Below are 25,888 nucleotides of genomic sequence, written 5' to 3' on the forward strand. Positions count from 1 at the left end.
TATTATATGGACAAGAATGTATATACCATTGAAGAAGTAGACCAGCTGAAAGCCTGGGCAGAGCAGACCGAGTTTCCGGCAGAGATGCAGCTGGACAAGGCTATCTATATACCCGATGTCAAAGAAACCGTATGCCGGTTAGTCATGCAGGCCTACGTATGTTATGAGAATCCGCGCTTGCAGGGTTGTCTTCGTTTGCTGGAGCGTATCAAGGCACGGATAGAAGAAGAGAAAAGAAGCTAGATACGGCTAAAATTGCCGGCTTTCTTTCATATTTGCAAAAAAAATACGAAATTTGCACAGCAATAATAAAGATTAATTCATACACCTTTATAAAAATAACAATTATGACAAAAAGTGCATTACAAATCGCAAGAGCTGCTTACCAGCCGAAATTGCCGAAAGCGTTGACTGGTGCTGTAGTAGCTAAGGAAGGCGAACCGACTCAGTCTGTAGCCGATCAGGAAGAAATCAAGAAGCTGTTCCCGAACACATACGGCATGCCGTTGATCCAGTTCGTGGAAGGTGAAGCAAAAGAATTTGCTCCGATGAACGTCGGCGTAATCTTGTCTGGTGGACAGGCTCCTGGTGGCCACAACGTAATCTCAGGTTTGTTCGACGGTATCAAGAAACTGAATCCGGCTAACAAACTGTACGGTTTTATCCTGGGTCCTGGCGGTTTGGTTGACCACAACTATATGGAACTGACAGCTGATATCATCGACGAATACCGTAACACCGGTGGTTTCGATATTATCGGTTCAGGACGTACCAAACTGGAAAAAGAAGAACAGTTCGAAAAAGGATACGAAATCCTGAAAGAACTGGGCATCAAGGCACTGGTAATCATCGGTGGTGACGACTCTAACACTAACGCTTGCGTATTGGCTGAATACTATGCTGCCAAGAACTACGGCGTACAGGTAATCGGTTGTCCGAAGACTATCGACGGTGACTTGAAGAACGACATGATTGAAACTTCATTCGGTTTCGATACTGCCTGCAAGACTTACTCAGAAGTTATCGGTAACATCGAACGCGACTGTAACTCAGCTCGTAAATACTGGCACTTCATCAAGTTGATGGGACGTTCTGCTTCTCACATCGCACTGGAATGTGCTTTGCAGACTCAGCCGAACATCTGTATCATCTCAGAAGAAGTAGAAGCTAAGAACATGTCTTTGGATGACATCGTTACTTACATCGCTCAGGTAGTTGCCGACCGTGCTGCTGCCGGAAACAACTTCGGTACTGTATTGATTCCGGAAGGTTTGATTGAATTCATCCCTGCCATGAAGCGTCTGATTGCTGAATTGAACGACTTCCTGGCTGCTAACGGTGAAGAATTCAACAGCATCAAGCGTTCTAAACAGCGCGAATACATCATCAGCAAGCTGTCTCCTGAAAACGCTGCTATCTATGCTTCTCTGCCGGAAGGCGTAGCTCGTCAGTTGTCACTCGACCGTGACCCGCACGGAAACGTACAGGTTTCTTTGATTGAAACTGAAAAGCTGTTGTCTGAAATGGTAGCTACTAAGCTGGCTGCATGGAAAGAAGAAGGCAAGTTCGTAGGTAAGTTTGCTGCTCAGCACCACTTCTTCGGTTACGAAGGACGTTGCGCTGCTCCTTCTAACTTCGATGCTGACTACTGCTACTCATTGGGTTACACTGCATCTATGCTGATTGCTAACGGTAAGACTGGTTACATGTCTTCTGTACGTAACACTACAGCTCCTGCTGCAGAATGGATTGCAGGTGGTGTGCCTATCACTATGATGATGAACATGGAACGTCGTCACGGTGAAATGAAACCGGTTATCCAGAAAGCACTGGTGAAACTGGATGGTGCTCCGTTCAAGGCATTCGCTGCCGTACGCGACACTTGGGCTAAGGAAACAGCTTACGTATATCCGGGTCCTATCCAGTACTTCGGTCCTACAGAAGTTTGCGACCAGCCTACTAAGACGCTGCAGTACGAACAGGCAAAATAATTTGATTCCTGAATTCCCGGAAGTGAACTTTCTATAGGAAAATTAATTTAGCGAAGAATCAGGCCGACCGAAAGAGGGCCGGATTCTTCGCTATTTGTTGAAACAAGCTCAACCGGTTCTGCCGGTACATCTGTTGAAATTTTCTATAAACCTTATTTGAGATGACAAAGAAATCACCCATTCTCGCGGTGAACGAGCCCGTGAAAAAAACAACCCGCAAGCGTCCTGCGCCCCGAAAAGCGACAGGCAGTAAGAAGACCGCTTCCGGAAAAACGTCGGGCAGGAATTCCAAAGGGAAGAAAACCATCCGTCGCTGGCAGATGCCCTCGTGGTGTTACTATCTGCTGCTCGGTTTCATTGGAGCCTGTTTTGTCATCTGTTTTTACTATTTCTTTATTCGTCCGTACGCCTACCGCTGGAAACCCTGCTATGGCATGAAAGCATACGGAGTATGTCTGCCATACGGATTTGAGGTGCACGGTTTCGACGTATCCCACCATCAGGGACAGATAGACTGGAACGAACTGCAGAAAACCCAGACAGCTCCTTTCCCTGTACGTTTCGTATTTATGAAAGCTTCCGAGGGAGGTGATTTCAGCGATACAGCCTTTATCCATAATTTCGATGAGGCCCGCAAGCACGGATTTATCCGCGGAGCCTATCATTTTTACAATCCCAAGACAGACGCTTCCCGCCAGGCCGATTTCTTTATCCGCTCCGTGAAACTGGAATCGGGCGACCTGCCTCCGGTGCTCGACATCGAGGTGAGGGGAGAAGATGAGAAAAAGCTTCGCCGCGACTTGAAAGTCTGGTTGGATAAAATCGAAAACTATTATCGCGTAAAACCGATTCTCTATACCTCTTACAAATTTAAGACCCGTTACCTGAACGATTCCGTTTTCAACTCTTATCCGTACTGGATAGCCCATTATTATGCCGACTCGGTGGAATACAAAGGGCAGTGGCGTTTCTGGCAGCATACCGATGTGGGACGTTTGCCGGGCATCCGTGAGGATGTGGACCTGAATGTGTTCAACGGCACGCTGGATGAGCTGAAGCGCATGACGATACCCTGATTCAGAAAAAATTCTTACCATACAGACAAACAAAAACCCTCCGCAGGTATCCTTTTGAGGAAATCCCTGCGGAGGGTTTGTTTTTATATAGAAGATAGGGAAACCCCGCTGACTTAGTTGCGGAACTTCAATGCATCTCCTTCGCGTTCTACGATGATCGGTTTTTCGCGGTTCACTTCCTGTGACAGAAGCTTCTTTGACAAATCGTTCAGCAAGTAGCGCTGGATGGCACGTTTCACCGGACGTGCACCGAATTCAGGATCGTAACCGGCAGTAGCCAGGAAGTCTACAGCAGCATCTGTCATCTGCAAAGTCACTCCGTTGCCTTCCAGCATCTTCCGGATACCGTTGATTTGCAGGCGTACAATCTGTTCGATTTGCGGCTTGTTCAGCGGCTGGAACATGATGGTCTCGTCAATACGGTTCAGGAATTCCGGACGGATGGTCTTCTTCAGCATGTTCATCACCTCTTTCTTGGTCTCTTCTACAATCTGGTCGTGGTTCTGGTCGTTAATCTTCTCGAACTGACTCTGAATGTAGGCACTTCCCAGGTTAGAAGTCATGATGATGATGGTGTTCTTGAAGTTCACCGTACGTCCCTTGTTGTCGGTCAGACGTCCGTCGTCCAGTACCTGCAACAAGATGTTGAACACATCCGGATGAGCCTTCTCGATTTCATCGAACAGCACCACAGAGTACGGTTTCCGGCGCACGGCTTCGGTCAGCTGACCACCTTCATCGTAGCCTACGTATCCCGGAGGCGCACCAATCAGACGTGACACGGTATGCTTCTCCTGATACTCACTCATGTCGATACGCGTCATCAGCGATTCATCGTCGAACAGGTATTCTGCCAGTGCCTTGGCCAGCTCGGTCTTACCCACACCCGTCGTACCCAGGAAGATGAACGAACCAATCGGACGTTTCGGGTCTTGCAGTCCGGCACGGCTACGGCGTACGGCATCGGCCACGGCTTCGATGGCTTCGTCCTGTCCGATAACCCGCTTGTGCAGCTCATCTTCCAGGTGAAGCAGCTTCTCTCTTTCGCTTTGCAGCATCTTGCTTACCGGTATGCCCGTCCAGCGGGAAACTACGTCGGCGATGTCTTCAGCCGTTACCTCTTCCTTAATCAAGGCACTGTCACCCTGCTTCTTCTTCAGGTCTTCCTGGATAGACTTGATTTCATTCTCCAGTGCCTGAAGCTTTCCGTAGCGGATTTCAGCCACCCGTCCGTAATCACCTTCACGTTCTGCCTTGTCGGCTTCGAACTTCAGTTGTTCGATTTCCTTCTTGTTCTGCTGAATCTTGTTCACCAGTTCTTTCTCACTCTGCCATTTAGCCTTGTAAGAAGTTTCCTGTTCCTTCAGTTCTGCAATCTCCTTGTTCAGTTGAGCCAGTTTAGCCTCGTCCTTTTCACGCTTGATAGCCTCACGCTCAATTTCGAGCTGCTTCAACCGACGTTCGATTTCATCCAGTTCTTCCGGAAGCGAATCACGCTCCATACGCAGTTTGGCAGCCGCTTCATCCATCAGGTCGATGGCCTTATCCGGCAAGAAACGGTCGGAAATGTAACGGTTGCTCAGTTCCACTGCCGCGATGATGGCTTCGTCTTTGATACGCACCTGATGGTGGTTCTCGTAGCGCTCCTTCAGTCCACGCAAGATGGAGATAGAGCTGGCCGTATCCGGTTCGTCTACCATGACCGTCTGGAAACGACGTTCCAATGCCTTATCCTTTTCGAAATACTTTTGGTATTCATCGAGGGTAGTGGCACCGATGCTCCGCAATTCACCACGGGCCAGGGCCGGTTTCAGAATGTTGGCGGCATCCATGGCACCTTCCCCTTTTCCGGCACCCACCAGCGTGTGGATTTCATCGATAAAGAGGATGATGTTTCCGTCGGACTTCGTCACTTCGTTGATAACCGATTTCAGACGTTCCTCAAATTCACCTTTGTATTTGGCACCTGCAACCAGCGCACCCATATCCAGTGAGAACAGCTGCTTGTTCTTCAAGTTCTCCGGCACATCTCCACGCAGGATTCGCTGTGCCAGTCCCTCTACGATGGCCGTCTTACCCGTACCCGGTTCACCAATCAGAATCGGGTTGTTCTTCGTACGTCGGCTCAGAATCTGCAATACCCGTCGGATTTCCTCGTCACGGCCGATAACCGGGTCAAGTTTTCCGCTTCGTGCAGCTTCAATCAGGTTGATGGCATATTTGTTTAATGACTGATAGGTATCTTCGCTCGACTGTGAGGTGACTTTCTGTCCCTGACGCAGTTCCTGAATGGCAGCCCGCAGTTCCTTGTCGGTAAGGCCCGCATCTTTCAGGATGGTGGCCACCGTACTTTTCACGTTCAGCAGTGCCAGCAGCAAGGCTTCCAGTGACACATATTCATCACCCAGTTCCTTAGATACTTCCACGGCTTTCTGCAATACCTCGTTGGCGCTCCGGCTCAGGTAAGCTTCCCCACCTGAAACTTTCGGCAGTGAGGCGATTTGCCGGTCGAGTACGGTTTCTATCTGCTGGCCGTTTATGCCGAGTTTCTGGAAAATGAAGTTCGTTACATTTTCGCCCACCTTCAGCAAACCTGCCATCAAATGTTCCGGCTCGATGGCCTGCTGTCCGCGGCTCTGTACCAGGTTTACCGCTTCCTGCACTGCCTCTTGCGATTTGATTGTAAAGTTGTTAAAGTTCATAAATGGTCTCCTTTCTCGTTATTAGTTGTGGTTTCTTATTATTTTCACTTTTTACGCTTAGTGTTATTCAAATTCTTTGCCAGCGTCTGCCGGAGACGAAAACCTGACGATTTGTCACTTGACTGCGCTTTTATACTGAAAATCTGTCATTTATGGCTCGCTTTTTGTCAGTCGGTCCTGGCGTAAGTACATTGCGTTTGAAACGTCAAAGAGTTTTTCCTGAAACGCAAGTACGTTTTACTTCAAACGCCTTTACATTTTACTTGAAACGCACTTGCGTTTACGGATGAATGTACTTGTGTTTTTTCCGGGGGAGAAAAAAGCCTTCCTGAAAGGGAGCGGATTGTGGTTGAAATTTTCTATCTTTGCTTCAGATATCATCTATAATGTCAATTTATTATTTTATTTATGAAATACCCAACCGGAATACAGAGCTTTGATCGCATCATCGAAGACGGTTATGTATATGTAGACAAGATGGATATGGTTTATTCGATTGCCAAGGACGGTTCTATTTACTTTCTGAGCCGTCCGCGAGGTTTCGGGAAGAGTTTGTTGGTTTCTACGCTGAAGAACTATTTTTTTAGGGCGCAAGGAGCTTTCAGAGGCCTGAAGGTTGACAGCCTGGAGAAGGAATGCACGGTGTATCTGGTATTTCACATGGATTTCAATGGGGGCGAATATATCTGTCCCGGCTCATTGAGGGATGCCATTGCAAGTTATATGTCTGGCTTTTTAGCATGCTATTCATGGGTAAATAATGTAGGTCTATTAGCTGGAGGACGGTAAACTGGAGAAACAAGTATAAATAGAAACACATTAACTAATATGGAAAAGAAAATACCCTTTGCTTCTGATGTAATTTTAATTGATGCAGTTTTCCTTGACCGTGTGGGTAAGGATATGGCGGCACATTTTGCACCGTTGGTTGGGCGCGAACTGCCTAAGGCTGATCTGGCCGTGTTGCTGGAGTGTCTGGCTTTGGATGCCGGAATTGAGCCGGGAAAGAATGAGATACAGGTAATTTTTGTGTATGATGCGGAGCATAGCCGGATGAATTTCTGCCTTCCTTCCGATTTGGAAAAGGAAGTTCACGGCATGGCATTCCAGAGTCGTCTGGGTGAGTTTGCGCTTTATGCTTTCCAGCCTTCGGATATGGCTCGCCGGGAGGACTTGTTTACGGAATCATTGCAACTGCTGACCGAATCGAAAGATGCACGCCGAATCATGCTGGTGCCCGATGAAGGGGAATATGGAGAAGCTGTGGAGCGGCTGGCGGCAAAGATAAAGGGAAAAGATGGTGTGACGGTGTTCGGCATGAATCCTCCGGCACACGATTATGAATATTCTTTTGAAATGTTGGGATTTGCCATTCTTCAGTCGTTGGGCATCCGGGCAGAGGAACTTTAATTTTGTGGAGGTATGTCTGATTTCCGTTTGAAAGCGTTCTATAGTGTGGCACGAAACCTTAGTTTTACCAAGGCTTCGCAGGAATTGTTTGTGAGCCAGCCGGCAGTGACCAAGCATGTACGGGAGCTGGAGAGTCTCTACGGGGTGCGCCTGTTCGACCGGAAGGGGAATTCCATTTCGCTCACGGAGGCGGGGAAGTTGCTGATGGAGCACTGCGAACGGATTTTGGACGATTACCGCAAGCTGGAGTACGACATGCACCAGTTGAACAATGAGTATGCGGGAGAGTTACGGTTAGGGGCAAGTACGACAATCTCACAGTATGTGCTTCCGCCTGTGCTGGCTGCTTTCACGGAGCGTTATCCCAAGATGAGTGTGTCATTGATGGACACCAATTCGCGCAATGTGGAGAAGGCTTTGCAGGAGCATACCATTGACGTGGGTATGGTGGAGGGAGTGTTCCGTCTGCCCAGCCTGCGCTACGACCCGTTCTTGTGCGATGAGCTGGTGCCGGTGGTTTGTCCGCGCGGTCGCTGGGCCGGAAAGGAGGAACTGACGCTGGAGGAGTTTGTCAGTGTGCCGCTGGTGCTTCGTGAGCGGGGTTCCGGCACGCTGGATGCCATTGAGATGGTATTGGCAGAGCAGGGATTGAAGCTTTCTTCGCTGAACGTGCGGATGCACTTAGGCAGTACGGAAGGTATCAAGTCGTTCTTGCGGTGCAGCAACTGTATGGGCATCGTGTCAATCTGTGCCTTAGAGAGGGAACTGAAGGAAGGAGACTTTCAGGTGATTGACATTGAGGGCTTGCAGTTCAAGCGGCATTTCTGTTTTGTATCGGCTCAGGGACAGGAGTCGGATACGGTATTGAATTTTATGCGTTTTGTCCGGCACTTCCTTTCTGGAAAGTAAAGGCCGGACAAAACGTCTCTTTTTATTTCTTCCCGAATTCAGGGTCGATTTTCAACAGGGCGGTAACGCCGAAGGTGGCCAGTGTGCACACCATAATCCAGATGAAGAACAGCTGGTAGCCTAGGGTTTCTTGCATCCAGCCGGCTATCATGCCCGGCAGCATCATGCCCAAGGCCATGAAGGCGGTACAGATGGCATAGTGCGAGGTCTTGTGTGTGCCGTTGGCAAAATAAATAAGGTAGAGCATGTAGGCCGTGAAACCGAATCCGTAGCCGAACTGTTCCACAAAGATGCAGCTGTTCACGATGATTAAGTTGTCGGGCTGGGCGTAACTCAGGTACACGTAGACAATATCGGGCAGGGAGATGGCCCATACCATCGGCCAGAGCCAGCGGCGCAGTCCGTGGCGTGCTACGGCAATGCCTCCCAGGATACCTCCCAAGGTGAGACCGACAATGCCGAGCGTTCCTTGGGCAAAGCCTATCTGTGCCGTGGTCATGCCGAGTCCTCCTTGTTCCACCGGGTCGAGCAGAAAGGGAATGCCCATCTTGGCTAACTGTGCCTCGGGCAGGCGGTAGAGCAGCATGAACAGGATGGCGGTAAGCGCTTGTTCTTTCTGGAAGAAGGAACGGAAGGTGAGCAGGAAATCGGTCAGTATGCTCCGGGCTTCTCCTTGTCGGGCAACCGACGGGCAGTCCTGGTCAGGACGGGGCAGTACGAAGGAATGGTAGAGCCACAGAGCCAGCAGGCAGCCCGCTAACGTGAAGAAGGTGATGCTCCAGGCATACGATGTGCGTCCGGTCATTTCTTCCAGCCAGCCGGCCAGCATAATGAGCAGTCCTTGTCCGGCGATGGTGGCAAAGCGGTAGAACGTGCTGCGGATGCCCACGAAGAAGGCTTGCTGATGCGGGGTAAGGCCTAACATGTAGAAGCCGTCGGCGGCGATATCGTGGGTGGCGGAACTGAAGGCTACGAGCCAGAACACCGCCAATGTGGTCTGGAAGAAATGGCTGGTGGGGATGGTGAAGGCAATGCCAGCCAGTCCGGCACCCAGCAGCAACTGGGTAGTGACAATCCACCACCGCTTGGTGCGGAGCAGGTCGACAAACGGGCTCCACAGGGGCTTGATGACCCAGGGCAGGTTCAGCCAGCTGGTGTAGAGGGCCACCTCCGTATTCGAGATGCCCATCCGTTTGTACATCACCAGCGATAAAATCATCACAGCTACGTAGGGAAGTCCTTCGGCAAAGTAGAGCGAAGGTACCCAGTACCAGGGAGAGCGTGTGCGCATAGTCGTTCGTTTTTAGTATAACTTACGGATTTCAGCTCCCCGGTAGTAATGCAGCAGAATCTGGTCGTAGGAATATCCTTTTTCGCCCATCACGGCAGCACCGATCTGACAGAGTCCCACACCGTGTCCCCATCCGGCACCGGTCAGTTCGAACCATTCGGGTACTCCGTTCACTTCCGGTCCCTTGTCGACCACGAATGCCGAGCTGAACAGGTGGGTAGGTGAGAGGGTGCGGCGTATTTCCAGTTCCTTTCCGATGGTCATTGTTTTCAGGGTTCCTACAATCTTCAGCCGGCTGATACGTCCCGATTTTCCTCGTTCCATGGGGATAAGGTCGAGTATCTCCCCGTAATCGCTCTTGGTATGCGTGGCAATCAGTTCGGCCAGTTCGGCTTGCGTGTATCTCACCTTCCAGCGGTAGAAATCGTGTGTCTCCTGGTCGTAGTTGTTGAGTATCTGTGAAAGGATTTTCGGATCAGTGGTATGGCAGAAAGACTCCGGACGCTGGCGTATCCATCGTTCGGCTTCTTCCTCTTGGGTGAGGTCGGGCAGGGGGGTATCCGTGTCCAAGTCGCGCACGGCACTGAGGTAAGGATAATGCTTGTCTTCCCAGCAGTAGTTGAACTCTTCGGTCACTCCGCCGCAGCACTTCGAGAAACGGGCGTCGCAGATGGCATGCTTGTGCATGAGCACCTGGCCGCGTGTTTCCTTCACGGCTTCCACCACACTCTGGTTGGAAGCACGGGTAATGCCCTGATAGCGCTGGCAATGGTCGTCGGCGCATACGTCGAAGATGGTATGGTCTTCGCGGTCGTACCAGCGGATATATTCTGTTTCGGTCTTGAGGAAGGGAAAGAAGTTGCTGCCCTGTTTGCTGAGGGCCTTCCGCTTTTCAATCTGTGCTAAAAGCCAGCTTCGTGAGATGACGGCATGGGCTTTCAGAAACTCCAGAGAAGAGGTGGCGTTCATCTCGGACGAGATGACGCTGGTCAGGTAGTCTTCTGCCGGCACCTGGTTGATGGCGGTAATCTTTCCTTCGTCGACCACCAGGCGCAGGGTGCCGAGGAAGGTTTGTGTTTCCTGACGTTCCCAGTGGAAATTGATACCGATGGTTACGTCTTCGAGCGAGAAGGAGGCATCGTCCTCCAACGGGGTGAAGGTCAGTTCCCGGTACACGTTGCCGTTCCAGGAAATTCCTCCTTCGTCGAAGGATACGCGTTGCTTGCCCGATACGGTTTCTCCTTTGGCCAGAAATTTGGCATTGAGTGTAAAGGCTATTTCAAGGGCATTGACAATGCCCACGTTAATTTCAGGTTCTTTCATGATGCTTAATGTGTTACTTCGTGGTAGATTTGGCGGAGCGTGTCAGCCTCCAGTTTTTGAAAATCTTCTTCGCGGGCCGTCACAAGGATGCCGGCCATATCGAGGGCACCGGGACTGACTATCAGCTGTGCGTCGCCTTCGGCAGTGTAGCACTGCGGACGATGGGCTGTGCGCGGGATGTAGACGGTGACAAATCCGTAGCGCGGGTCATTCCAGGCAAAGAGGTTGTAGCGTGGCTCGGTTTCTCCTTCGTGCAGGGGCAGGCTGTGCAGGTAGCTGTCAATCAGCCGTACACCAGTGGCCAGTCCTCCCTGGGTAATGAAGGCCCGTATCGGACAGAAGTATCCTTCGATGTCGTAGGCGATGCAGGATTTGCCGTCGGAGAGGGGTTCGAAACCTTTTTCTACCGCTGTGCTCATCAGTCTTTCCCATTGGCGGATGAGAGGTACATCTTCCTGGCGTACGGCCTGGAAATGGAAGTGGTCGGGGGCAGAAGCACCGCATTTGGCTCCGTTGTAGAATACGGTGTAGCCGCTGGCGAAGTTCTTCTCCAACCAGTCGACCAGGCGTTCGGGCAACTGGCGCGAAGTCTTGTCGGCCAATGTCTGCCACTGGTGACTTTCCGTGGAGATGGTGAGGTGCCCCGGCAGAATGGGGTAAGGATTCAGTCGCAGGCTGAAAGGTTCGTCCAGCTGGATGCGGACAGACTCTTGCTCTTCCGGCTTGTGGCTCAGACAGAGGAAGCAGGGGCGGGCAGCGATGGAGGCCTTGTCTACTTTGGCACAGGTGGAAACGGCGCGTGCTGGATTGAACTGCACGGTGATGTCGTTCGTGCCGAGTGAAAGTGTGCGGGTCTGTACGTGCGCCAGTGCTTCGTGGTTTTTGCGGGCCAGTGGCCATGTGTCGAGCTGGTGACGGATGAAGGTTTCGGCAGAAGCCGCAGGGGCTGCATCTTCCCATGAAAGCGGGTGACGGAGCAGGGCCTGGCGTTTTCGTATTTCCAGGGTACGCAGGCTGTCCTTGTAGCTGTTGTTCTGGTTCTGCTTCTCAATACTCAGGGCCGCGTCGGAATTGCCTTCCCAGCGACGGCATAAATAAAGTACGTCGTAGATACGTCCGATGCGGTATTCCCGGGAGAAAGCCAGTCCTAACGCATAATCTTCGCCGTAGCTGGTGTTCGGTACACGGATTTTCCGCAGCAGCGGTGTGAAGAAAGCACGCGGGGCTCCCAGTCCGTTGATGCGGAGGGCGTTGTTGTGTCCGTTGGTATCGGTCCATTCCTTGTGGTCGATGACGCCCGGCGGCAGTGTCTCCAGTTGGAAGTTGGTCATGCGGTAAGAGCCGATAACCATGGCGCAGCGTTCCCGGCGGAACTTGTCGACAATGGTCTGGAGGGTAGACGGACTGCTGTACAGGTCGTCGCTGTCGAGCTGCACGGCAAAGCGTCCGCAGAGAGGGTGATGCACACCCAGGTTCCAGCATCCGCCGATGCCCAAATCGTCACGTTCGGGAATGAGATGAATCACTTTTTCGTTTCCGGCGTATTGGTCAATGCACTCCGTGGTGCCGTCGGTAGAATGGTTGTCGATGACAATCAGGTTGAACGGGAAGTCTGTTTCCTGTTTCAGTACCGATTCAATGGCGTCGGCAATGGTGCGGATGCGGTTGCGCACGGGGATGATGACCGAAGCCTCGTATGCAAACTCGCCTTCCGACAAATCGACTTTGCGCTCCACAGGGGGCAGGAAGGCATGAATGTTCTTCAGGTAATAAGTAAATGCCGTTTCCCGTTCCAGTTGTACGCTCCGGTTGCGCGGGTCTACGTAGTCAAACTGTTTTTCGCCCGACAGGCGGGTGTCTTCTTCAATTTCGGTATAAAGGAACTCACGTATGTGCGTCAGTTCGTATTTCTGTGAAAGTGCCAGTCGCACGGCATACAAGGCAGAATACTGGTATTCGGGCTGGTGGGTGATGGTGTCGAACGCTTCCTGCAAGGCTGCCGTCTTGAAGAGCAGCACCGAGCCGAAGTCAAAATCATCGCGCACGCTTCCCGGCTGGTAGTCAATGACCGGATGAGGCTTTCGTACTCCCTCTGTCACCTGATAATGGTCGGCATAGACCATGCCCGATTCCGGTGCGGCTAAATAGTCGCACATGCGTTCCAGTGCCATGTAGCCCATATCTAATGTATAGGGCTTGGTATAAACAAGGAGGTAGGGAGTGCGGGTGAGGGCAAGCATTTGCCGGATGCCTTCGGTATGCTGGAAGGAGAAAGAGGGAAGAAGGTGGCATTTCTCCGTGGGAATGTCTTTGTCCTCCGGATGGTCAGTTAGTAGGAATATCTGGTCTGTTCGGGAACTCTCTGTCAGACCTTTTATGGTTTTATTCAGCTGGTTATCACTTCCATATAAAAGGAAGCAAGTTACTTGGTTATTCATATTTAATACATTTATACGTACAAAGATAGGCAATATATCTTATTTTTTCCCTAACTTTGTACGCTAAATGTGTAGAATATAAGAGTATTATGACGACAAAAACTCCTTTATTGGGGAAAACGCTGAACGAACTGAAAACCATTGTGCAGGATTTGGGAATGCCTAAATTTACAGCCGGGCAGATTGCATCGTGGCTGTACGACAAGAAAGTAGGCTCCATTGAAGAGATGACAAACCTTTCGCTCAAAAACCGTGAGCGGCTGATGGAGAACTACGAGGTGGGAGCCAGTGCGCCGGTGCATGAGGTGCGTTCGGTAGACGGAACGGTGAAATACTTGTTCTGTACGCCCGAAGGTGATTACATAGAATCCGTATATATACCCGATGACGACCGGGCAACCTTGTGTGTGTCTTCACAGGTGGGATGCAAGATGAACTGCAAATTCTGTATGACCGGAAAGCAGGGATACACAACCAGCCTGACAGCTGCACAGATTCTGAATCAGATTTATTCGGTGCCGGAACGGGATACGCTGACCAACGTGGTGTTTATGGGCATGGGCGAACCGTTCGACAACCTGGACGAAGTGCTGCGTGCCTTGGAAATACTGACTGCCGACTATGGCTACAAATGGAGCCCGAAGCGTATCACGGTTTCTACCGTAGGACTGCGGAAAGGACTGGAACGTTTCCTGGAAGAAAGTGACTGCCACCTGGCCATCAGTCTGCATTCTCCTTTCCCTTCCCAGCGCAGGGAACTGATGCCGGCAGAGAAGGCTTTCTCCATTACCGAGATGGTGGAGATACTCCGCCGGTATGATTTCAGCAAGCAGCGCCGCTTGTCTTTTGAGTACATTGTGTTCAAGGGAGTGAACGACAGCCTGATTTATGCCAAGGAACTGGTGAAACTGCTCCGTGGACTGGACTGTCGTATGAACCTGATTCGCTTCCATGCCATCCCGAACGTGGACTTGGAGGGAACGGATATGGAGTCGATGATAGCTTTCCGTGATTACCTGACACAGCACGGCTTGTTTGCTACTATTCGCGCTTCACGCGGAGAAGATATCTTTGCGGCTTGCGGAATGCTTTCTACCGCCCAGCAGCAGGCAGAGAAAAAAGAGAAAGAAAGTGAAACCTTTTAATACAAGAAACATCATGAAACGAATGACATTTTATCTTGGAATGGCCCTGGCGGTGCTGTCGCTTGCTTCCTGCCGCAACGGAGGGAAGAGTATCATTACTCCGGTGTCAAGCGGACGCCCGTATGAAGTGATGGTGGTGGCCGATGACAAATGCTGGATGAGTCCGGACAGTGCACTGTTTCATGTGCTGGATACGGATGTGCCGGGATTGCCTCAGGCTGAACGCTCTTTCCGTATTTCGCGTGTGCGGCCTGACTTTTTTGACCGTTCGGTACGTTTGTTCCGTAACATCATTATTGTAGATATTCAGGACATCTATACGCAGCCCAAATTCAAGTATACGCGTGATGCCTATTCGTCTCCGCAGATGATTATGACCATTCAGGCACCTAACCAGAAGGAGTTTGCAGACTATGTTTCGAAAAACGGTCAGGTGATTATCGACTTCTTTACCCGTGCCGAAATGAACCGTCAGGTGAAGTTGCTGGAGAAAAAACACAATGAAACACTTTCGACCAAGGTACAGAGCATGTTTGATTGCGACATCTGGATGCCGGTGGAAATGGAATCGTACAAGCAGGGTGAGAATTTCCTGTGGGCTTCGAGCAACCTGAATGACTTGAACTTCGTGATGTATGCTTATCCGTTCCGCGACCACGATACGTTTACCAAAGAGTATTTCATTCATAAACGTGACTCCGTGATGAAAGTCAACCTGCCGGGTGCGCGTGAAGGCATGTACATGGAAACAGCCGATTCCATGTTTGTTGAGACGCGCAACATTGCCGTGAAGGGAGACTATGCATTCGAGGCCCGCGGATTGTGGGAAATGAAGAACGATGCCATGGGTGGCCCGTTCGTATCGCATGTGCGGGTAGACCGTGACAATGCACGGGTTATCGTGGTGGAAGGTTTTGTCTATAACCCGGGTAAGCTGAAACGCGACCAGATTCGCAAGCTGAACGCGGCGTTGTATACACTGAAGCTTCCTTCAGAAAAAGAAGTGTCGGAAATTCCGGTAGACAATTCCATCTCGGAAGAACAAATCAAACAAGAAGCTGAACAGAATAAGCAATAAATATGGAAAATCGTAAAATTAGAGTGGGAATCACCCATGGAGATATAAACGGGGTAGGCTATGAAGTGATATTGAAGACTTTCTCTGACCCCACCATGCTGGAACTTTGTACGCCGGTGGTGTACGGCTCTCCCAAGGTTGCTGCGTATCACCGCAAGGCCATGGAGATACAGACCAGTTTCAGCATTGTAAATTCTGCTGAAGAGGTGCAGGACGGAAGAGTGAACGTGGTGAACTGCATAGAAGAGGAGTTGAAGGTGGAACTGACCAAGCCGACTCCCGAAGCTGGTAAAGCGGCACTGGCTGCACTGGAAAGAGCGTTGGCCGATTACCGGGAAGGCCTGTTCGATGTGCTGGTGACGGCTCCTATCAACAAGCATACCATCCAGTCGGATGCGTTCCATTTCCCGGGACATACGGAATACATTGAAGAACGTGTGGGTGAAGGACAGAAGGCCTTGATGATTCTGCTGAAAGGTGATTTCCGTGTGGCACTGGTGACAGGCCATGTACCCGTGCGCGACATTGCCGGTGAACTGACCAAAGAACTGATTATGGAAAAGATGGAGATTTTCCATCGTTCACTGAAGAAAGATTTCGGCATCGACAATCCGCGTATTGCCGTGTTCTCACTGAATCCTCATGCGGGAGACAACGGACTGCTGGGAACAGAAGAGCAGGAAGTGATTATTCCGGCCATGAAAGAGATGATCGCTCGCGGTGTGCAGTGCTTCGGACCGTATCCTGCCGATGGCTTCATGGGCTCAGGCAATTATACGCATTTCGACGGTATCTTGGCCATGTATCATGACCAGGGACTGGCTCCGTTCAAGGCACTGGCTATGGACGAGGGTGTGAACTTTACTGCCGGCTTGCCTATCGTACGTACTTCGCCTGCTCACGGTACGGCATACGATATTGCCGGAAAAGGCATTGCTTCGGAAGATTCTTTCCGTCAGGCGGTGTACGTGGCCATGGATGTGTTCCGCAACCGTGCCTGGGAAAGAGAAATCAGTGCCCGTCCGTTGCGCAAGCAGTATTATGAGAAACGAGATGACAGTGATAAACTGAAATTAGACAGTATAGAAGAGGAATAACATGAAGTTTGCAATCATATCAGCCGGGGAAGGTTCCCGGCTGGCACAAGAAGGAGTTCAGTTGCCCAAACCGCTGGTGCAACTGAACGGTATGGCCATGATTGACCGTCTGATTCACATCTTTGCGAAGAACGGGGCAGAAGAAGTGGTGGTCATTATCAATAATGAGGTGGCTTTGACAAAGGAACACCTGAGCAAGCTGGAAAAAACATCGGAAGTGCCTTTGCGGGTTATTGTCAAGACAACACCCAGCTCCATGCACAGTTTTTACGAACTGAGCCGTTACCTGAAGGACGACCGTTTCTGTCTGACTACGGTCGACACGATTTTCCGGGAAGAGGAGTTTTCACGCTTTATTGACGCTTTCAAGGCTTTTGAAGGGGATGGCATGATGGCCGTCACAGATTACATCGACGACGAAAAACCGTTGTATATTGGTACGGACGAAGACCGCAATATTACCGGTTTCTATGATACTTTGCAGCCTGATACGCGTTACATCTCAGGGGGAATCTATTGCCTGTCGCCCAACTCAATCGTGACATTGGAGAAATGTATGGCGCAGGGCATGTCGCGCATGCGTAATTTTCAGCGTCAGCTGGTAGCCGACGGACTTCGGCTCAAGGCTTATCCTTTCTCAAAAATTTTGGATGTGGACCATGCGGGGGACATTGTAAAAGCAGAGGCTTTTTTGAACGGACAAGATTAAAAACAGAATAAACCAATATTGATTTTTTGCGTAAAATCTAGAAATAAGAATAACAAGATAGAATGTGTAAAAGAGGAGAGAAGATTCGGGTGGTTGGTGTGAGCCGTGGTAATGAATATTCCCCGAATCACGTAGACAATGATGCGGCAATCCTTCGGCTTGCGGCAGAAGCATTGGAGAGAATGGGGTGTGAGGTGACAATTTATCCGGAAAAGGAATTTGTTGCTCAGAACATAGAGGGTGAGTTTATTTTCGACATGGCCCGCGACCGCGCCACCATTGAGCGGTTGAAAGAACTGGAAGACGGGGGTGCACTGGTGGTGAACTCTGCGTATGGCATTGACAACTGTGTCCGTCAGCAGATGACGGAGTTGCTGGTGGCAAATGAAGTACCGCATCCCCGGAGCTTTATTATTTCTACTGATGAAAAGTTTACTCCTTCCGTGTTCCCTTGCTGGATTAAGCGAGGCAATTCGCATGCCATGGTGAAAGAAGACGTGGTGTACGTGGAATGCCGGGAAGAAGCGGAAGTGGTGATGGCCGATTTCCGGAAACGGAACATTCCGGTGGCAGTAGTCAACGAGCACCTGGTGGGAGATTTGGTGAAGTTCTACGGGGTACAGGGAACAGATTTCTTTTATACCTTCTATCCAACGGAACAGTCACACAGCAAGTTCGGACTGGAAGCCATCAACGGAGCCACGAGAGGTTTCCCGTTCGATGTCAAGCAGCTTCAGGCATACGCCAACAAGGCAGCCGAGGTGCTGAATGTGCCTGTATACGGAGGCGACTGTGTGGTATCGGCTACCGGTGAAATCCGCATCATCGACTTCAACGACTGGCCCAGCTTTGCCCGTTGCCGTGAAGAAGCCGGACCGGAAATAGCCAAGTGTATCTATAATCGTATTATCCACAAATTAGAAAAATAATGAGTACGGAAAAAAAAGGAGTAGAGGCTTCTTTCAAGTCCATGGATACAGAAGAGTTTCTGGACATCCATTTTAATCGCCCGATAGGTTATGTGTGGGCGTTGTTTTTCCAGCGTTTCGGGGTACATCCCAATGTAGTGACCATCCTGTCCATCATTTTAGGAGTAGCGGCAGGAGTGATGTTTTACTATCCTGACATGACGCATACGCTGATTGGTATTTTCCTCTTGATGTGGGCCAACCATTATGATAGTTGCGACGGGCAGCTGGCACGTATGACCGGCAAGAAAACCCGCTGGGGACGTATGCTCGACGGATTTGCCGGCGATCTTTGGTTTATCACCATCTATGCCGCTATCTGTCTGCGCCTGATGAACCAGCCGCTTCCTTTCCATCTGGGAGAAGCTTCCGGACAGACCTGGAGCATTTATATCTGGCTGATAGCCTGGTTCTCTGGTACGGTGTGCCATAGCAAGCAATGTACGCTGGCCGATTATTACCGCAACATCCACTTGTTCTTTCTGAAGGGAAAGGCGGGTAGTGAGTTGGATAATTTCAAGCAGCAACGTGAGATTTTCCATAGTCTGCCGTGGAAAGGCAACTTCTGGTGGAAGGCTTTCCTGTATTTCTATGGCAACTATACCCGCAAGCAGGAACAGATGACTCCTAACTTCCAGCGTTTCTATGCCTTTGTGCAGGAACGTTACGGTGACAACATTCCTCAGGAATTGCGTGATGAGTTCCGTGCCCTGAGCTTGCCGTTGATGAAGTACACCAACATCCTGACATTCAATACCCGCGCGATAGCCCTTTACATCAGCCTGCTGATAGGAGAACCGTGGTTGTATTTCATTTTCGAGATGGTGGTGATGACCAGCCTGTTTGTGTACATGCGTCGTCGTCATGAAGCCCTGTGCGCATACCTTTACCATAAATACGCCAAGTGATGAAGGAAAAGTTTCGGAATATATTCTGGTTTTTCGGTATCTTTGCCATTGTGGTCATGCTCTGCACGTTCGATATGGACTATCAGGAGTTGTGGCAGAACTTGCGCAAGGCAGGGGTATGGTTCCCGGCCGTGATTCTTTTGTGGGTGTTCATCTATTACCTGAATGCCTGGTCATGGTATGTCATTATCCGCGACGGGAAACATGCCAAGGTGCCCTTCTGGAAAGTCTATAAGTTGACTGTGTCCGGTTTTGCCCTGAACTATGCCACTCCGGTGGGACTGATGGGCGGTGAGCCGTACCGTATCATGGAGCTTACTCCCTACGTAGGCGCCAGCAAGGCCACCTCATCGGTTATTCTCTATGTGATGATGCATATCTTTTCCCATTTCTGGTTCTGGCTGGTATCGGCGGTGCTCTTCGTGATTTTTGAGCCGATGAACTGGGGACTGGGCGTCATGCTGGCAGTAGTGGCGTTTGTCTGCCTGCTGGCCATTTATTTCTTTATGAAAGGATACCGTAATGGGATGGCGGTGCGCACGTTCAAGCTGTTGTGTCATGTGCCTTATGTGAAGCGCTGGGCCAGTCGTTTCCTGACCGAAAAGAAGGAAACACTGGAGCGGGTAGACGCACAGATTGCCGAACTGCACAAGCAACGGAAAAGTACGTTTTATGTGGCGCTGGGACTGGAGTTCATGGCACGTATCGTAGGTTGTGCCGAAGTGTTCTTTATCCTGAACATTCTGACCGACCATGTGAGCTTCCTGTCCTGTATCCTGATTATGGCCTTCACTTCCTTGTTTGCCAACCTGTTCTTCTTCTCGCCCATGCAGCTTGGAGCACGCGAGGGAGGATTTGCGCTGGCGGTAGGCGGACTGGCCATTCCGAGTGCGTTTGGCATCTATACGGGACTGATTACCCGTGTGCGTGAATTGATATGGATTGTAATTGGCGTGTTGCTGATGAAGGTCGGCAACGGCACCCCAAATAAGACTAAAGATGAGTAAACTGACAGATGTAAAAGGCGTAATCTTTGATTACGGAGGAACAATCGATACAAACAGCCGTCATTGGGCGGAAGTATTGTGGAGCAAGTATGAAGAGTTTCAGGTGCCGGTGGACAAGGCAAGTTTCCGCGAGGCATACGTGCATGGAGAACGTACGCTGGCCCGTGTACCATTGGTCAAGCCGGAGCATAACTTCCACGATGTGTTGCGCATCAAGACCGACATTCAGGTGAAGTTCCTGGTGGAACAAGGCAAGCTGGACGGAGAAGAAGCCTGCCGGGAAAACTATGCGGAAAAAGTGGCCGACAGCTGCTACCGTTATGTGCTGGACGTGCTGGAACGTACCCGTCCCGTGGTGAAGGCACTTTCTGAACGCTACAAGCTGGTGCTGGTATCCAATTTCTATGGAAATATTCAGACCATTCTGAAAGACTTCGGTTTGTTTGATTTCTTTGCCGACATCATCGAATCGTCGGTAGTGGGGGTGCGCAAGCCCGATCCAGCCATCTATCGCCTGGGCGTGGAAGCCATGGGGCTGCCTGCCGAGAATGTGCTGGTGGTAGGAGATTCCTTTTCCAAGGACGTGGTACCCGCAAAAACCGTGGGTTGCAAGGTGGCCTGGCTGAAAGGTGAAGGCTGGGGCAACGAAGAAATAGATGAAACACTTCCGGATGTAATCATCACCGATTTGCCGGAACTCTTGTCGTATGTATAAAGGAGGGGCACCGATGAAGAAAAAAGGAATTGCCCTGGTGGAACGCCAATACCTGTTCCCCTTTGTACTGATTACGTCCCTCTTTTTCCTGTGGGGATTTGCTCATGCCATTCTGGACGTGCTGAACAAGCATTTCCAGGAGTTGCTTACCATTACCCGTACCCATTCGGCCATGATTCAGGCTACGATGTACATGGGATATTTCATCATGGCCATTCCGGCCGGATTATTTATCAACCGTCACGGATACCGTAAGGGAGTAGTGCTTGGTTTGTTGCTCTACGGAATAGGCTCGTTGTTGTTCATTCCCGGACAATATATAGCTTCGTTCAATATGTTCCTGTTCTCGTTATTCGTTATCGGGTGCGGACTAACCTTCCTGGAAACGGCCGCCAATCCGTATGTCACAGAATTGGGAGCACGGGAAACGGCTGCCAGCCGATTGAATTTCGCCCAGTCATTCAACGGGCTGGGATGTATCTTTGCGCCGATTCTGACCGGTCTCTTGCTTTTCTCTGACGAAGACAAGGGAGCAAGCGGTAATGTGGCCCTTCCGTATGCCGTAATGGGAGTGATTGTCCTGCTGGCTGCGCTGGCTTTTATGCGCGTACGTCTGCCGGAAATTCCCCATGAGGAGGAAGTGGACAGTGAAGGCCATCGCGTAGGTCTGTGGGCGCATAAGCTTTTTGTGTTCGGACTGGTTGCACTGTTTGCCTACGAGGTATCCGAGATTTCCATCAACAGTTTCTTTATCAACTACGTGACAGAGGTCGGCTGGATGAATGCCCGCGATGCCTCACTGGTACTTTCGTTCGGTGGACTGGGACTGTTCATGGTAGGACGTTTCGTGGGAAGCTGGATTATGCGTCGCGTCCGTGCCGAGAAGATGCTCTTCTGGTGTGCTACGGGAACGGTCATCACTACGCTGCTGGTGATTTTGGATTTAGGTTCCGTATCGTTCGTAGCCCTGCTTTGCGGTTATGCCTTCGAAGCCATTATGTTCCCCACCATTTTTGCTCTCTCCCTGAAAGGGCTGGGCAGCCATACGAAACGTGCCTCTTCCTTCCTGATGATGTCGCCGGTGGGCGGTGCCGTAGGTCCGGTACTTATGGGACTGGTAGGCGACTACGCCGATATGCACTGGGCGTTCGTTGTGCCTTTCGTCGGCTACGTAGTGGTGTGGTTCTATGCCCGCCACATGATGCAGCAGAAAAACTAATATTATTTTCCTTTGCGGAAAGCATACATAAAAGAAGCGCGGAACTCTTCAGTGTCTCCCGACACCTTGAGAGTTCCGCGCTTCTGCGATTAATGATAATTATAGTAAGTTATTTGTTTTGAGGAGCCTGTGGACATGCCGGGCATACGTTCGGACATCCCGGAGCGGGCATCTTTCCCGGTTTACCCATTTTACCCTGCTTCATAGGGAAGTTACCTTTGTGCATTTTGCCCGGGCGAGGCATGCTGAACACTTTTTCCAGCTGGCGGGCATTCAGAATCTTCTTGAATGAAGCATAGTACTTCTTCTGGGTATCGAGTATCTTCTGCTGAGTTTCAAAACGCTTTTCAATGTCCTGCTGGATCTGTGCATCGGTACGTTCAGATGGCTTTACCTTTTGGTTTTCTTCTGGAGCCGGACGGCATTCTTTCAAGGCAGTCAGGTATTCCTTGTAGAGAGAAGTAAACTGAGCCAGCTTGCTATCGTCCAGCATCAGTTGTTTTCCCATGCGCTGAGCCTGTGCGTCCATGCGTTGTTCCGGAGTGAGTTTCACCTTGCAGGGCTTTTCGGCTTTTTCAGGACAAACCTGAGACGTTGTGTTTTGTGCCATTACGTTTCCAAAACCTAAACATACGGTAAGAATCAATGTAGATAATAAACGAGTTGTTTTCATTGTTGTCAAAATTTAAAAGTGAATAATCATTTTCAGTGCACTTACGGCTTTAAGACAATGAATCCTTCTCGTGGTTTATTGAGAAAATACTTTTTTAACATTTTTGCGGTATAAACCTCCGAAATGTAAAATTTTAGGGTGTAAATTTAGAGAAAGTGTGAATTTACTTAGTAAAATAGAACTTAGCAAACGACGTTTTCTACCAGACTGCTAAAAGTCAGCTTCTTTTACGATGTGCAATTTTTCTCCAGTTACCGGATGTACGAATTCCAGTGAGGCGGCATGCAGATACAGACGGTCGGACGGTTGGCCGTAGAGGTCGTCGCCTACAATCGGATGGTTCAATCCCTCCGGATGGGCGGCATGTACACGGAGCTGATGGGTACGTCCCGTATGCGGATAGAATGTAACCCGTGTGCTTCCGCCCTTGCGTTCCAGCACCCGGTAGGAAGTGACCGCCCGTTTGCCATACTCCCGGCTTACCATCTGGCGCGGACGATCCATCGGGTTCGGACAGATAGGCAGGTCGATGATGCCCTCGTCAGTTTCCAGTTCTCCCTCCAACAGGGCCGTGTAACGCTTTTGGATAAGACGTGTTTCGAAAAGAGCCTGAAGTTCCTTATGTACCTCTTTGGTTTTGGCCGCGAGCAGCAGGCCGGAAGTAGCCATGTCCAGGCGGTGTACGATGAGCGGACCGGTGGCCTTGGGATAAAGGTTGTGCAAGCGCTGTAGAATAGAGTCGAGGTCGTTCTTGCCCGGTACGGAGAGCATGCCTGCCGGCTTGTGTACCACCAGAAGCCATTCGTCCTCGTAGAGAATCTCCAGTGCCGTCTGGCGGTGTACATCCTCCTCCAGCGGGTTCGGTTCCACGTCCAGTCCCACGAGCATGTGTTTCAGAATCGGTTCACACTTCCCTTTGCACGACGGATAGAAATGTCCTTCGCGGCGTATCTCGTCCTTGGGCGACATGCCCCACCAGAACTCGCCCATAGCCAATGGCTGGAGCTGATGCAGGTAAGCATACTGAAGTAATTTAGGAAGTGCGCATTCGCCTGCACCGGCCGGCGGTGTCTTTTGCGGAGTAGAGCGGAAAATCTCGCATAAATCTTTCACTTCCCCCCGTGCGTTGAGCATGCGGAACTGGGCGAACAGACGCATCTGGAGAGCCGCCGAGCGTGTTTTCCGTTCGTGGCGCAACGCCTGAATCTCCTGGTCGAGGGTCTGGAAAGCCTCTCCGGCCGCTTGTACCTTCTCTTTCAATCTCCGTTCCAACCGTTTGAACTCTGCTTTCTGAAACTGGCTTTCGCGCGACATCGCTTCCGCTTCTTCGGGTGAAACGCCTTCCTTTCGACGTTGTTCACGGAGGTTTTTCGCTTCTTTCAGCTTCTGTTTTTCAGAAGCCAGTGTGGCTTGTGCCTCTTCTTCCGCCTTCTTCCATTCCTCCCGAGCCGAGCAGTATGCCTCGCTGGCCTCCATGGCGGCAATCCGGTGGTTGATGCCGGAAATCTCCGCTTCCTCAATGCGGAAAAAGCCGTCGGGTTGCAGGAGGTCGTACACTGGCGGAACGAAAAACGCATGGTGGTTGCTTCCAGCCAGGTTGCCCGAAAAAGCGGCCAGGTACCCCAGCTTTCCTTCGGTATCCTTTATTACCAGTACCCCGAACATCTTTCCCTGACGAAGTTCCTCCTGCCAGTCGTCCCGTGTGAGCAGGTACTGACGTACCTCATCAGCCGCCAGTCGGGTGAGCGGGTGAGGGGTGTAGTGGAAAGGAAAGGTGAAAGCTTTCGGTAAGGCGATGCCTTCGATTGGGGTATGGAAGGAATGTATCATGGTGAAATATTGAGTTCATTTTTATTGTGGGGGCAAAGGTACGAATAAAATGGCTTCTATAGAAATGAAGGTATATATATCCTATATGATGTATCTTATGACTGTTTTTGTACAATGGATAGAAGAAAAATGTATTTTTGTAAATGCTGTAGTGTACATGAACTTTCACAGAGTTATTAATCTGAGTCACAAATTCCATATTTCCTGTGATGAAACGACCTGAAATCCTATGAAAACAAAAAAGAAAACCATTCTTCGCCTGCTCATCGCTCTGGTAGTGGTAATAGGTGTGGTGTATGCTTCGTTGCCCTACTATGCCCGTCAGGCACTCATTCACTGGATGCCCGTCATCGATGACCTGGAAACCTTTCACCGGCACACGGTACGCCATAATCCCGATGACGTGTGGCACTGGCCCCTTTCTGCTGATTATAACCGTTACCAGCTGGCGGAGAAGGATGCGCACTACCTGGACAGCCTGCGCACCGTGTCCTTCCTCGTTATCCGTCGTGACAGCATCGTCTTCGAAAGTTACCGTGACGGGTGGAATGACACACTGACCTCAAATATCTATTCTGCTACAAAGACCATTGTGGGACTACTGGCGGGAGCTGCCCTCGACGAAGGAAAGATTCATAGTCTGGACGACCCCGTATCGCGCTACATACCTGCCTATACAAAAGGAATGCAGGCTGACGTCACCCTGCGCCATTTGCTGACCATGAGTGGCGGCATGGCGTGGGATGAGGCGTACGCGTCGCTTTTTTCTGTCACAACGCACGGTTATTACGGCAACGATCTTTATGACCTGGTGACGGGTCTGGAGGTAGTTGACCGTCCCGGCGTGCAATATTCCTACCGTAGTGGTGAGACGCAACTGTTGGCTTTTGTCATCGAGGCAGCCACCGGACAAACACTAAGCGACTATGCCGAAGAGAAGCTCTGGCGTCCGATGCAGGCCGAACGGGATGCCTATTGGTTACTGGACAAAAAAGACGGTGACGAAAAAGCCTTCTGTTGCTTCCATACCACGGCCCGCGATGTAGCCCGTTTCGGAAGTCTCCTGTTGCATCGTGGTAATTGGCAGGGCCGCCAGCTGGTTCCCGAAGCCTATATGGATGAATTGATGCGTCCCGCTGCGTACCTGAAAGACCAGTGGGGTAGGGATTCACTCAGCTATTATGGCTTCCAGACGTGGGTGATGGATTATCACGGTATGCGTTGCCCTTACATGCGCGGTATGCTGGGGCAATACATCATCGCCATTCCTGATTGGGATGCCATCGTCGTGCGCCTGGGCCGTAAGCGTTGCGATGTATATAATCGTGAGATTACGACCGATATTACGCGGTATATGGATATAGCTATGAAGATACTGAATGAAAAATGATGGGCTGCG

At 50.6% G+C, this 25,888-nt stretch carries 22 protein-coding genes; 16 read left to right on the forward strand and 6 right to left on the reverse strand.

What is annotated here, in order from left to right; genetic code table 11:
- The first annotated feature begins 6 nt into the window (after window positions 1–6).
- The 3 genes from BACPLE_RS10730 (at window position 7) to BACPLE_RS10740 (ending at window position 3,067) form a co-directional block, all read left to right on the forward strand.
- A complete protein-coding gene (locus BACPLE_RS10730) occupies window positions 7–243 on the forward strand; it encodes a DUF6965 family protein (protein ID WP_007561749.1) in 237 nt (78 codons plus the stop codon).
- A 104-nt stretch (window positions 244–347) separates the two neighbouring features.
- The gene (locus BACPLE_RS10735; protein ID WP_007561750.1) at window positions 348–1,991 is read left to right on the forward strand and encodes a diphosphate--fructose-6-phosphate 1-phosphotransferase; all 1,644 of its coding nucleotides are present in this window, start codon (window positions 348–350) and stop codon (window positions 1,989–1,991) included.
- Between the two features lie 161 nt (window positions 1,992–2,152).
- Window positions 2,153–3,067 (forward strand): glycoside hydrolase family 25 protein, encoded by a 915-nt coding sequence (locus tag BACPLE_RS10740; RefSeq protein WP_040312857.1) that lies wholly within the window; start codon window positions 2,153–2,155, stop codon window positions 3,065–3,067.
- Window positions 3,068–3,180: 113 nt separating this feature from the next.
- Here the strand turns inward: BACPLE_RS10740 and clpB are convergent, their stop codons facing one another.
- Window positions 3,181–5,769 (reverse strand): ATP-dependent chaperone ClpB, encoded by a 2,589-nt coding sequence (clpB, locus tag BACPLE_RS10745; RefSeq protein ID WP_007561753.1) that lies wholly within the window; start codon window positions 5,767–5,769, stop codon window positions 3,181–3,183.
- A gap of 408 nt (window positions 5,770–6,177) precedes the next feature.
- On the opposite strand from clpB, the gene BACPLE_RS10750 reads away from it, so the two are divergent.
- Genes BACPLE_RS10750 through BACPLE_RS10760 form a run of 3 tightly spaced genes read left to right on the forward strand, consistent with a single transcriptional unit; the run spans window position 6,178 to window position 8,088 of the window.
- The gene (locus BACPLE_RS10750) at window positions 6,178–6,558 is read left to right on the forward strand and encodes an AAA family ATPase (protein ID WP_007561756.1); all 381 of its coding nucleotides are present in this window, start codon (window positions 6,178–6,180) and stop codon (window positions 6,556–6,558) included.
- A gap of 39 nt (window positions 6,559–6,597) precedes the next feature.
- On the forward strand, window positions 6,598–7,179 hold the full coding sequence (locus BACPLE_RS10755; RefSeq protein WP_007561757.1) for a DUF6621 family protein: 582 nt from the start codon (window positions 6,598–6,600) through the stop codon (window positions 7,177–7,179).
- A gap of 12 nt (window positions 7,180–7,191) precedes the next feature.
- Window positions 7,192–8,088, forward strand: coding sequence for a LysR family transcriptional regulator (locus tag BACPLE_RS10760; RefSeq protein ID WP_007561758.1), 897 nt, complete (start codon window positions 7,192–7,194; stop codon window positions 8,086–8,088).
- Window positions 8,089–8,110: 22 nt separating this feature from the next.
- Here the strand turns inward: BACPLE_RS10760 and BACPLE_RS10765 are convergent, their stop codons facing one another.
- Genes BACPLE_RS10765 through BACPLE_RS10775 form a run of 3 tightly spaced genes read right to left on the reverse strand, consistent with a single transcriptional unit; the run spans window position 8,111 to window position 13,140 of the window.
- Window positions 8,111–9,379, reverse strand: a complete 1,269-nt coding sequence (locus tag BACPLE_RS10765; RefSeq protein ID WP_040312862.1) for an MFS transporter — start codon at window positions 9,377–9,379, stop codon at window positions 8,111–8,113.
- Between the two features lie 12 nt (window positions 9,380–9,391).
- Window positions 9,392–10,702: a SpoIID/LytB domain-containing protein gene (locus tag BACPLE_RS10770; protein WP_007561761.1), complete on the reverse strand. Its 1,311-nt coding sequence runs from the start codon at window positions 10,700–10,702 to the stop codon at window positions 9,392–9,394.
- Window positions 10,703–10,707: 5 nt separating this feature from the next.
- Window positions 10,708–13,140 (reverse strand): DUF4922 domain-containing protein, encoded by a 2,433-nt coding sequence (locus tag BACPLE_RS10775; protein WP_007561762.1) that lies wholly within the window; start codon window positions 13,138–13,140, stop codon window positions 10,708–10,710.
- Between the two features lie 89 nt (window positions 13,141–13,229).
- On the opposite strand from BACPLE_RS10775, the gene rlmN reads away from it, so the two are divergent.
- The 9 genes from rlmN (at window position 13,230) to BACPLE_RS10820 (ending at window position 21,986) form a co-directional block, all read left to right on the forward strand.
- Window positions 13,230–14,285, forward strand: coding sequence for a 23S rRNA (adenine(2503)-C(2))-methyltransferase RlmN (gene rlmN, locus BACPLE_RS10780; RefSeq protein WP_007561764.1), 1,056 nt, complete (start codon window positions 13,230–13,232; stop codon window positions 14,283–14,285).
- A 13-nt stretch (window positions 14,286–14,298) separates the two neighbouring features.
- Window positions 14,299–15,363 (forward strand): DUF4837 family protein, encoded by a 1,065-nt coding sequence (locus BACPLE_RS10785; RefSeq protein WP_007561766.1) that lies wholly within the window; start codon window positions 14,299–14,301, stop codon window positions 15,361–15,363.
- Between the two features lie 2 nt (window positions 15,364–15,365).
- On the forward strand, window positions 15,366–16,460 hold the full coding sequence (pdxA, locus tag BACPLE_RS10790; RefSeq protein ID WP_007561768.1) for a 4-hydroxythreonine-4-phosphate dehydrogenase PdxA: 1,095 nt from the start codon (window positions 15,366–15,368) through the stop codon (window positions 16,458–16,460).
- Between the two features lies 1 nt (window position 16,461).
- On the forward strand, window positions 16,462–17,169 hold the full coding sequence (locus tag BACPLE_RS10795) for a nucleotidyltransferase family protein (protein ID WP_007561769.1): 708 nt from the start codon (window positions 16,462–16,464) through the stop codon (window positions 17,167–17,169).
- A 62-nt stretch (window positions 17,170–17,231) separates the two neighbouring features.
- The gene (locus BACPLE_RS10800; RefSeq protein WP_007561771.1) at window positions 17,232–18,098 is read left to right on the forward strand and encodes an ATP-grasp domain-containing protein; all 867 of its coding nucleotides are present in this window, start codon (window positions 17,232–17,234) and stop codon (window positions 18,096–18,098) included.
- Complete coding sequence (locus BACPLE_RS10805; protein WP_007561773.1) at window positions 18,098–19,045, forward strand: CDP-alcohol phosphatidyltransferase family protein; 948 nt, start codon at window positions 18,098–18,100, stop codon at window positions 19,043–19,045. The genes BACPLE_RS10800 and BACPLE_RS10805 overlap by 1 nt, the downstream gene beginning before the upstream one ends.
- Window positions 19,045–20,052 (forward strand): lysylphosphatidylglycerol synthase transmembrane domain-containing protein, encoded by a 1,008-nt coding sequence (locus BACPLE_RS10810; protein ID WP_007561775.1) that lies wholly within the window; start codon window positions 19,045–19,047, stop codon window positions 20,050–20,052. The genes BACPLE_RS10805 and BACPLE_RS10810 overlap by 1 nt, the downstream gene beginning before the upstream one ends.
- Window positions 20,045–20,767 (forward strand): HAD family hydrolase, encoded by a 723-nt coding sequence (locus tag BACPLE_RS10815; protein ID WP_007561777.1) that lies wholly within the window; start codon window positions 20,045–20,047, stop codon window positions 20,765–20,767. Before BACPLE_RS10810 ends, BACPLE_RS10815 begins: the two co-directional genes overlap by 8 nt.
- A gap of 13 nt (window positions 20,768–20,780) precedes the next feature.
- Entirely contained in the window at window positions 20,781–21,986 is a 1,206-nt protein-coding gene (locus tag BACPLE_RS10820) for a sugar MFS transporter (RefSeq protein WP_040312993.1), read from the forward strand.
- A gap of 109 nt (window positions 21,987–22,095) precedes the next feature.
- Here the strand turns inward: BACPLE_RS10820 and BACPLE_RS10825 are convergent, their stop codons facing one another.
- Window positions 22,096–22,659, reverse strand: a complete 564-nt coding sequence (locus BACPLE_RS10825; protein WP_148374590.1) for a hypothetical protein — start codon at window positions 22,657–22,659, stop codon at window positions 22,096–22,098.
- 210 nt (window positions 22,660–22,869) lie between these two features.
- Window positions 22,870–24,489, reverse strand: coding sequence for an RluA family pseudouridine synthase (locus BACPLE_RS10830; protein ID WP_007561780.1), 1,620 nt, complete (start codon window positions 24,487–24,489; stop codon window positions 22,870–22,872).
- 229 nt (window positions 24,490–24,718) lie between these two features.
- Between BACPLE_RS10830 and BACPLE_RS10835 the strand changes: the two genes are divergently transcribed.
- Complete coding sequence (locus tag BACPLE_RS10835) at window positions 24,719–25,879, forward strand: serine hydrolase domain-containing protein (RefSeq protein ID WP_007561785.1); 1,161 nt, start codon at window positions 24,719–24,721, stop codon at window positions 25,877–25,879.
- Window positions 25,880–25,888: the final 9 nt, after the last annotated feature.

It is taken from the genome of Phocaeicola plebeius DSM 17135, assembly GCF_000187895.1.
GTDB lineage: Bacteria > Bacteroidota > Bacteroidia > Bacteroidales > Bacteroidaceae > Phocaeicola > Phocaeicola plebeius.

Bases quoted from the DNA above. Each gene is read 5' to 3' on its own strand.
- rlmN (WP_007561764.1), top strand. From the start codon at position 13,230: ATGACGACAAAAACTCCTTTATTGGGGAAAACGCTGAACGAACTGAAA.
- BACPLE_RS10730 (WP_007561749.1), top strand. From the start codon at position 7: ATGGACAAGAATGTATATACCATTGAAGAAGTAGACCAGCTGAAAGCC.
- BACPLE_RS10755 (WP_007561757.1), top strand. From the start codon at position 6,598: ATGGAAAAGAAAATACCCTTTGCTTCTGATGTAATTTTAATTGATGCA.
- BACPLE_RS10830 (WP_007561780.1), bottom strand. From the start codon at position 24,489: ATGATACATTCCTTCCATACCCCAATCGAAGGCATCGCCTTACCGAAA.
- BACPLE_RS10740 (WP_040312857.1), top strand. From the start codon at position 2,153: ATGACAAAGAAATCACCCATTCTCGCGGTGAACGAGCCCGTGAAAAAA.
- BACPLE_RS10770 (WP_007561761.1), bottom strand. From the start codon at position 10,702: ATGAAAGAACCTGAAATTAACGTGGGCATTGTCAATGCCCTTGAAATA.
- clpB (WP_007561753.1), bottom strand. From the start codon at position 5,769: ATGAACTTTAACAACTTTACAATCAAATCGCAAGAGGCAGTGCAGGAA.
- BACPLE_RS10825 (WP_148374590.1), bottom strand. From the start codon at position 22,659: ATGAAAACAACTCGTTTATTATCTACATTGATTCTTACCGTATGTTTA.
- BACPLE_RS10795 (WP_007561769.1), top strand. From the start codon at position 16,462: ATGAAGTTTGCAATCATATCAGCCGGGGAAGGTTCCCGGCTGGCACAA.
- BACPLE_RS10760 (WP_007561758.1), top strand. From the start codon at position 7,192: ATGTCTGATTTCCGTTTGAAAGCGTTCTATAGTGTGGCACGAAACCTT.
- BACPLE_RS10810 (WP_007561775.1), top strand. From the start codon at position 19,045: ATGAAGGAAAAGTTTCGGAATATATTCTGGTTTTTCGGTATCTTTGCC.
- pdxA (WP_007561768.1), top strand. From the start codon at position 15,366: ATGGAAAATCGTAAAATTAGAGTGGGAATCACCCATGGAGATATAAAC.
- BACPLE_RS10820 (WP_040312993.1), top strand. From the start codon at position 20,781: ATGAAGAAAAAAGGAATTGCCCTGGTGGAACGCCAATACCTGTTCCCC.
- BACPLE_RS10805 (WP_007561773.1), top strand. From the start codon at position 18,098: ATGAGTACGGAAAAAAAAGGAGTAGAGGCTTCTTTCAAGTCCATGGAT.
- BACPLE_RS10815 (WP_007561777.1), top strand. From the start codon at position 20,045: ATGAGTAAACTGACAGATGTAAAAGGCGTAATCTTTGATTACGGAGGA.
- BACPLE_RS10835 (WP_007561785.1), top strand. From the start codon at position 24,719: ATGAAAACAAAAAAGAAAACCATTCTTCGCCTGCTCATCGCTCTGGTA.
- BACPLE_RS10800 (WP_007561771.1), top strand. From the start codon at position 17,232: ATGTGTAAAAGAGGAGAGAAGATTCGGGTGGTTGGTGTGAGCCGTGGT.
- BACPLE_RS10750 (WP_007561756.1), top strand. From the start codon at position 6,178: ATGAAATACCCAACCGGAATACAGAGCTTTGATCGCATCATCGAAGAC.
- BACPLE_RS10765 (WP_040312862.1), bottom strand. From the start codon at position 9,379: ATGCGCACACGCTCTCCCTGGTACTGGGTACCTTCGCTCTACTTTGCC.
- BACPLE_RS10735 (WP_007561750.1), top strand. From the start codon at position 348: ATGACAAAAAGTGCATTACAAATCGCAAGAGCTGCTTACCAGCCGAAA.
- BACPLE_RS10775 (WP_007561762.1), bottom strand. From the start codon at position 13,140: ATGAATAACCAAGTAACTTGCTTCCTTTTATATGGAAGTGATAACCAG.
- BACPLE_RS10785 (WP_007561766.1), top strand. From the start codon at position 14,299: ATGAAACGAATGACATTTTATCTTGGAATGGCCCTGGCGGTGCTGTCG.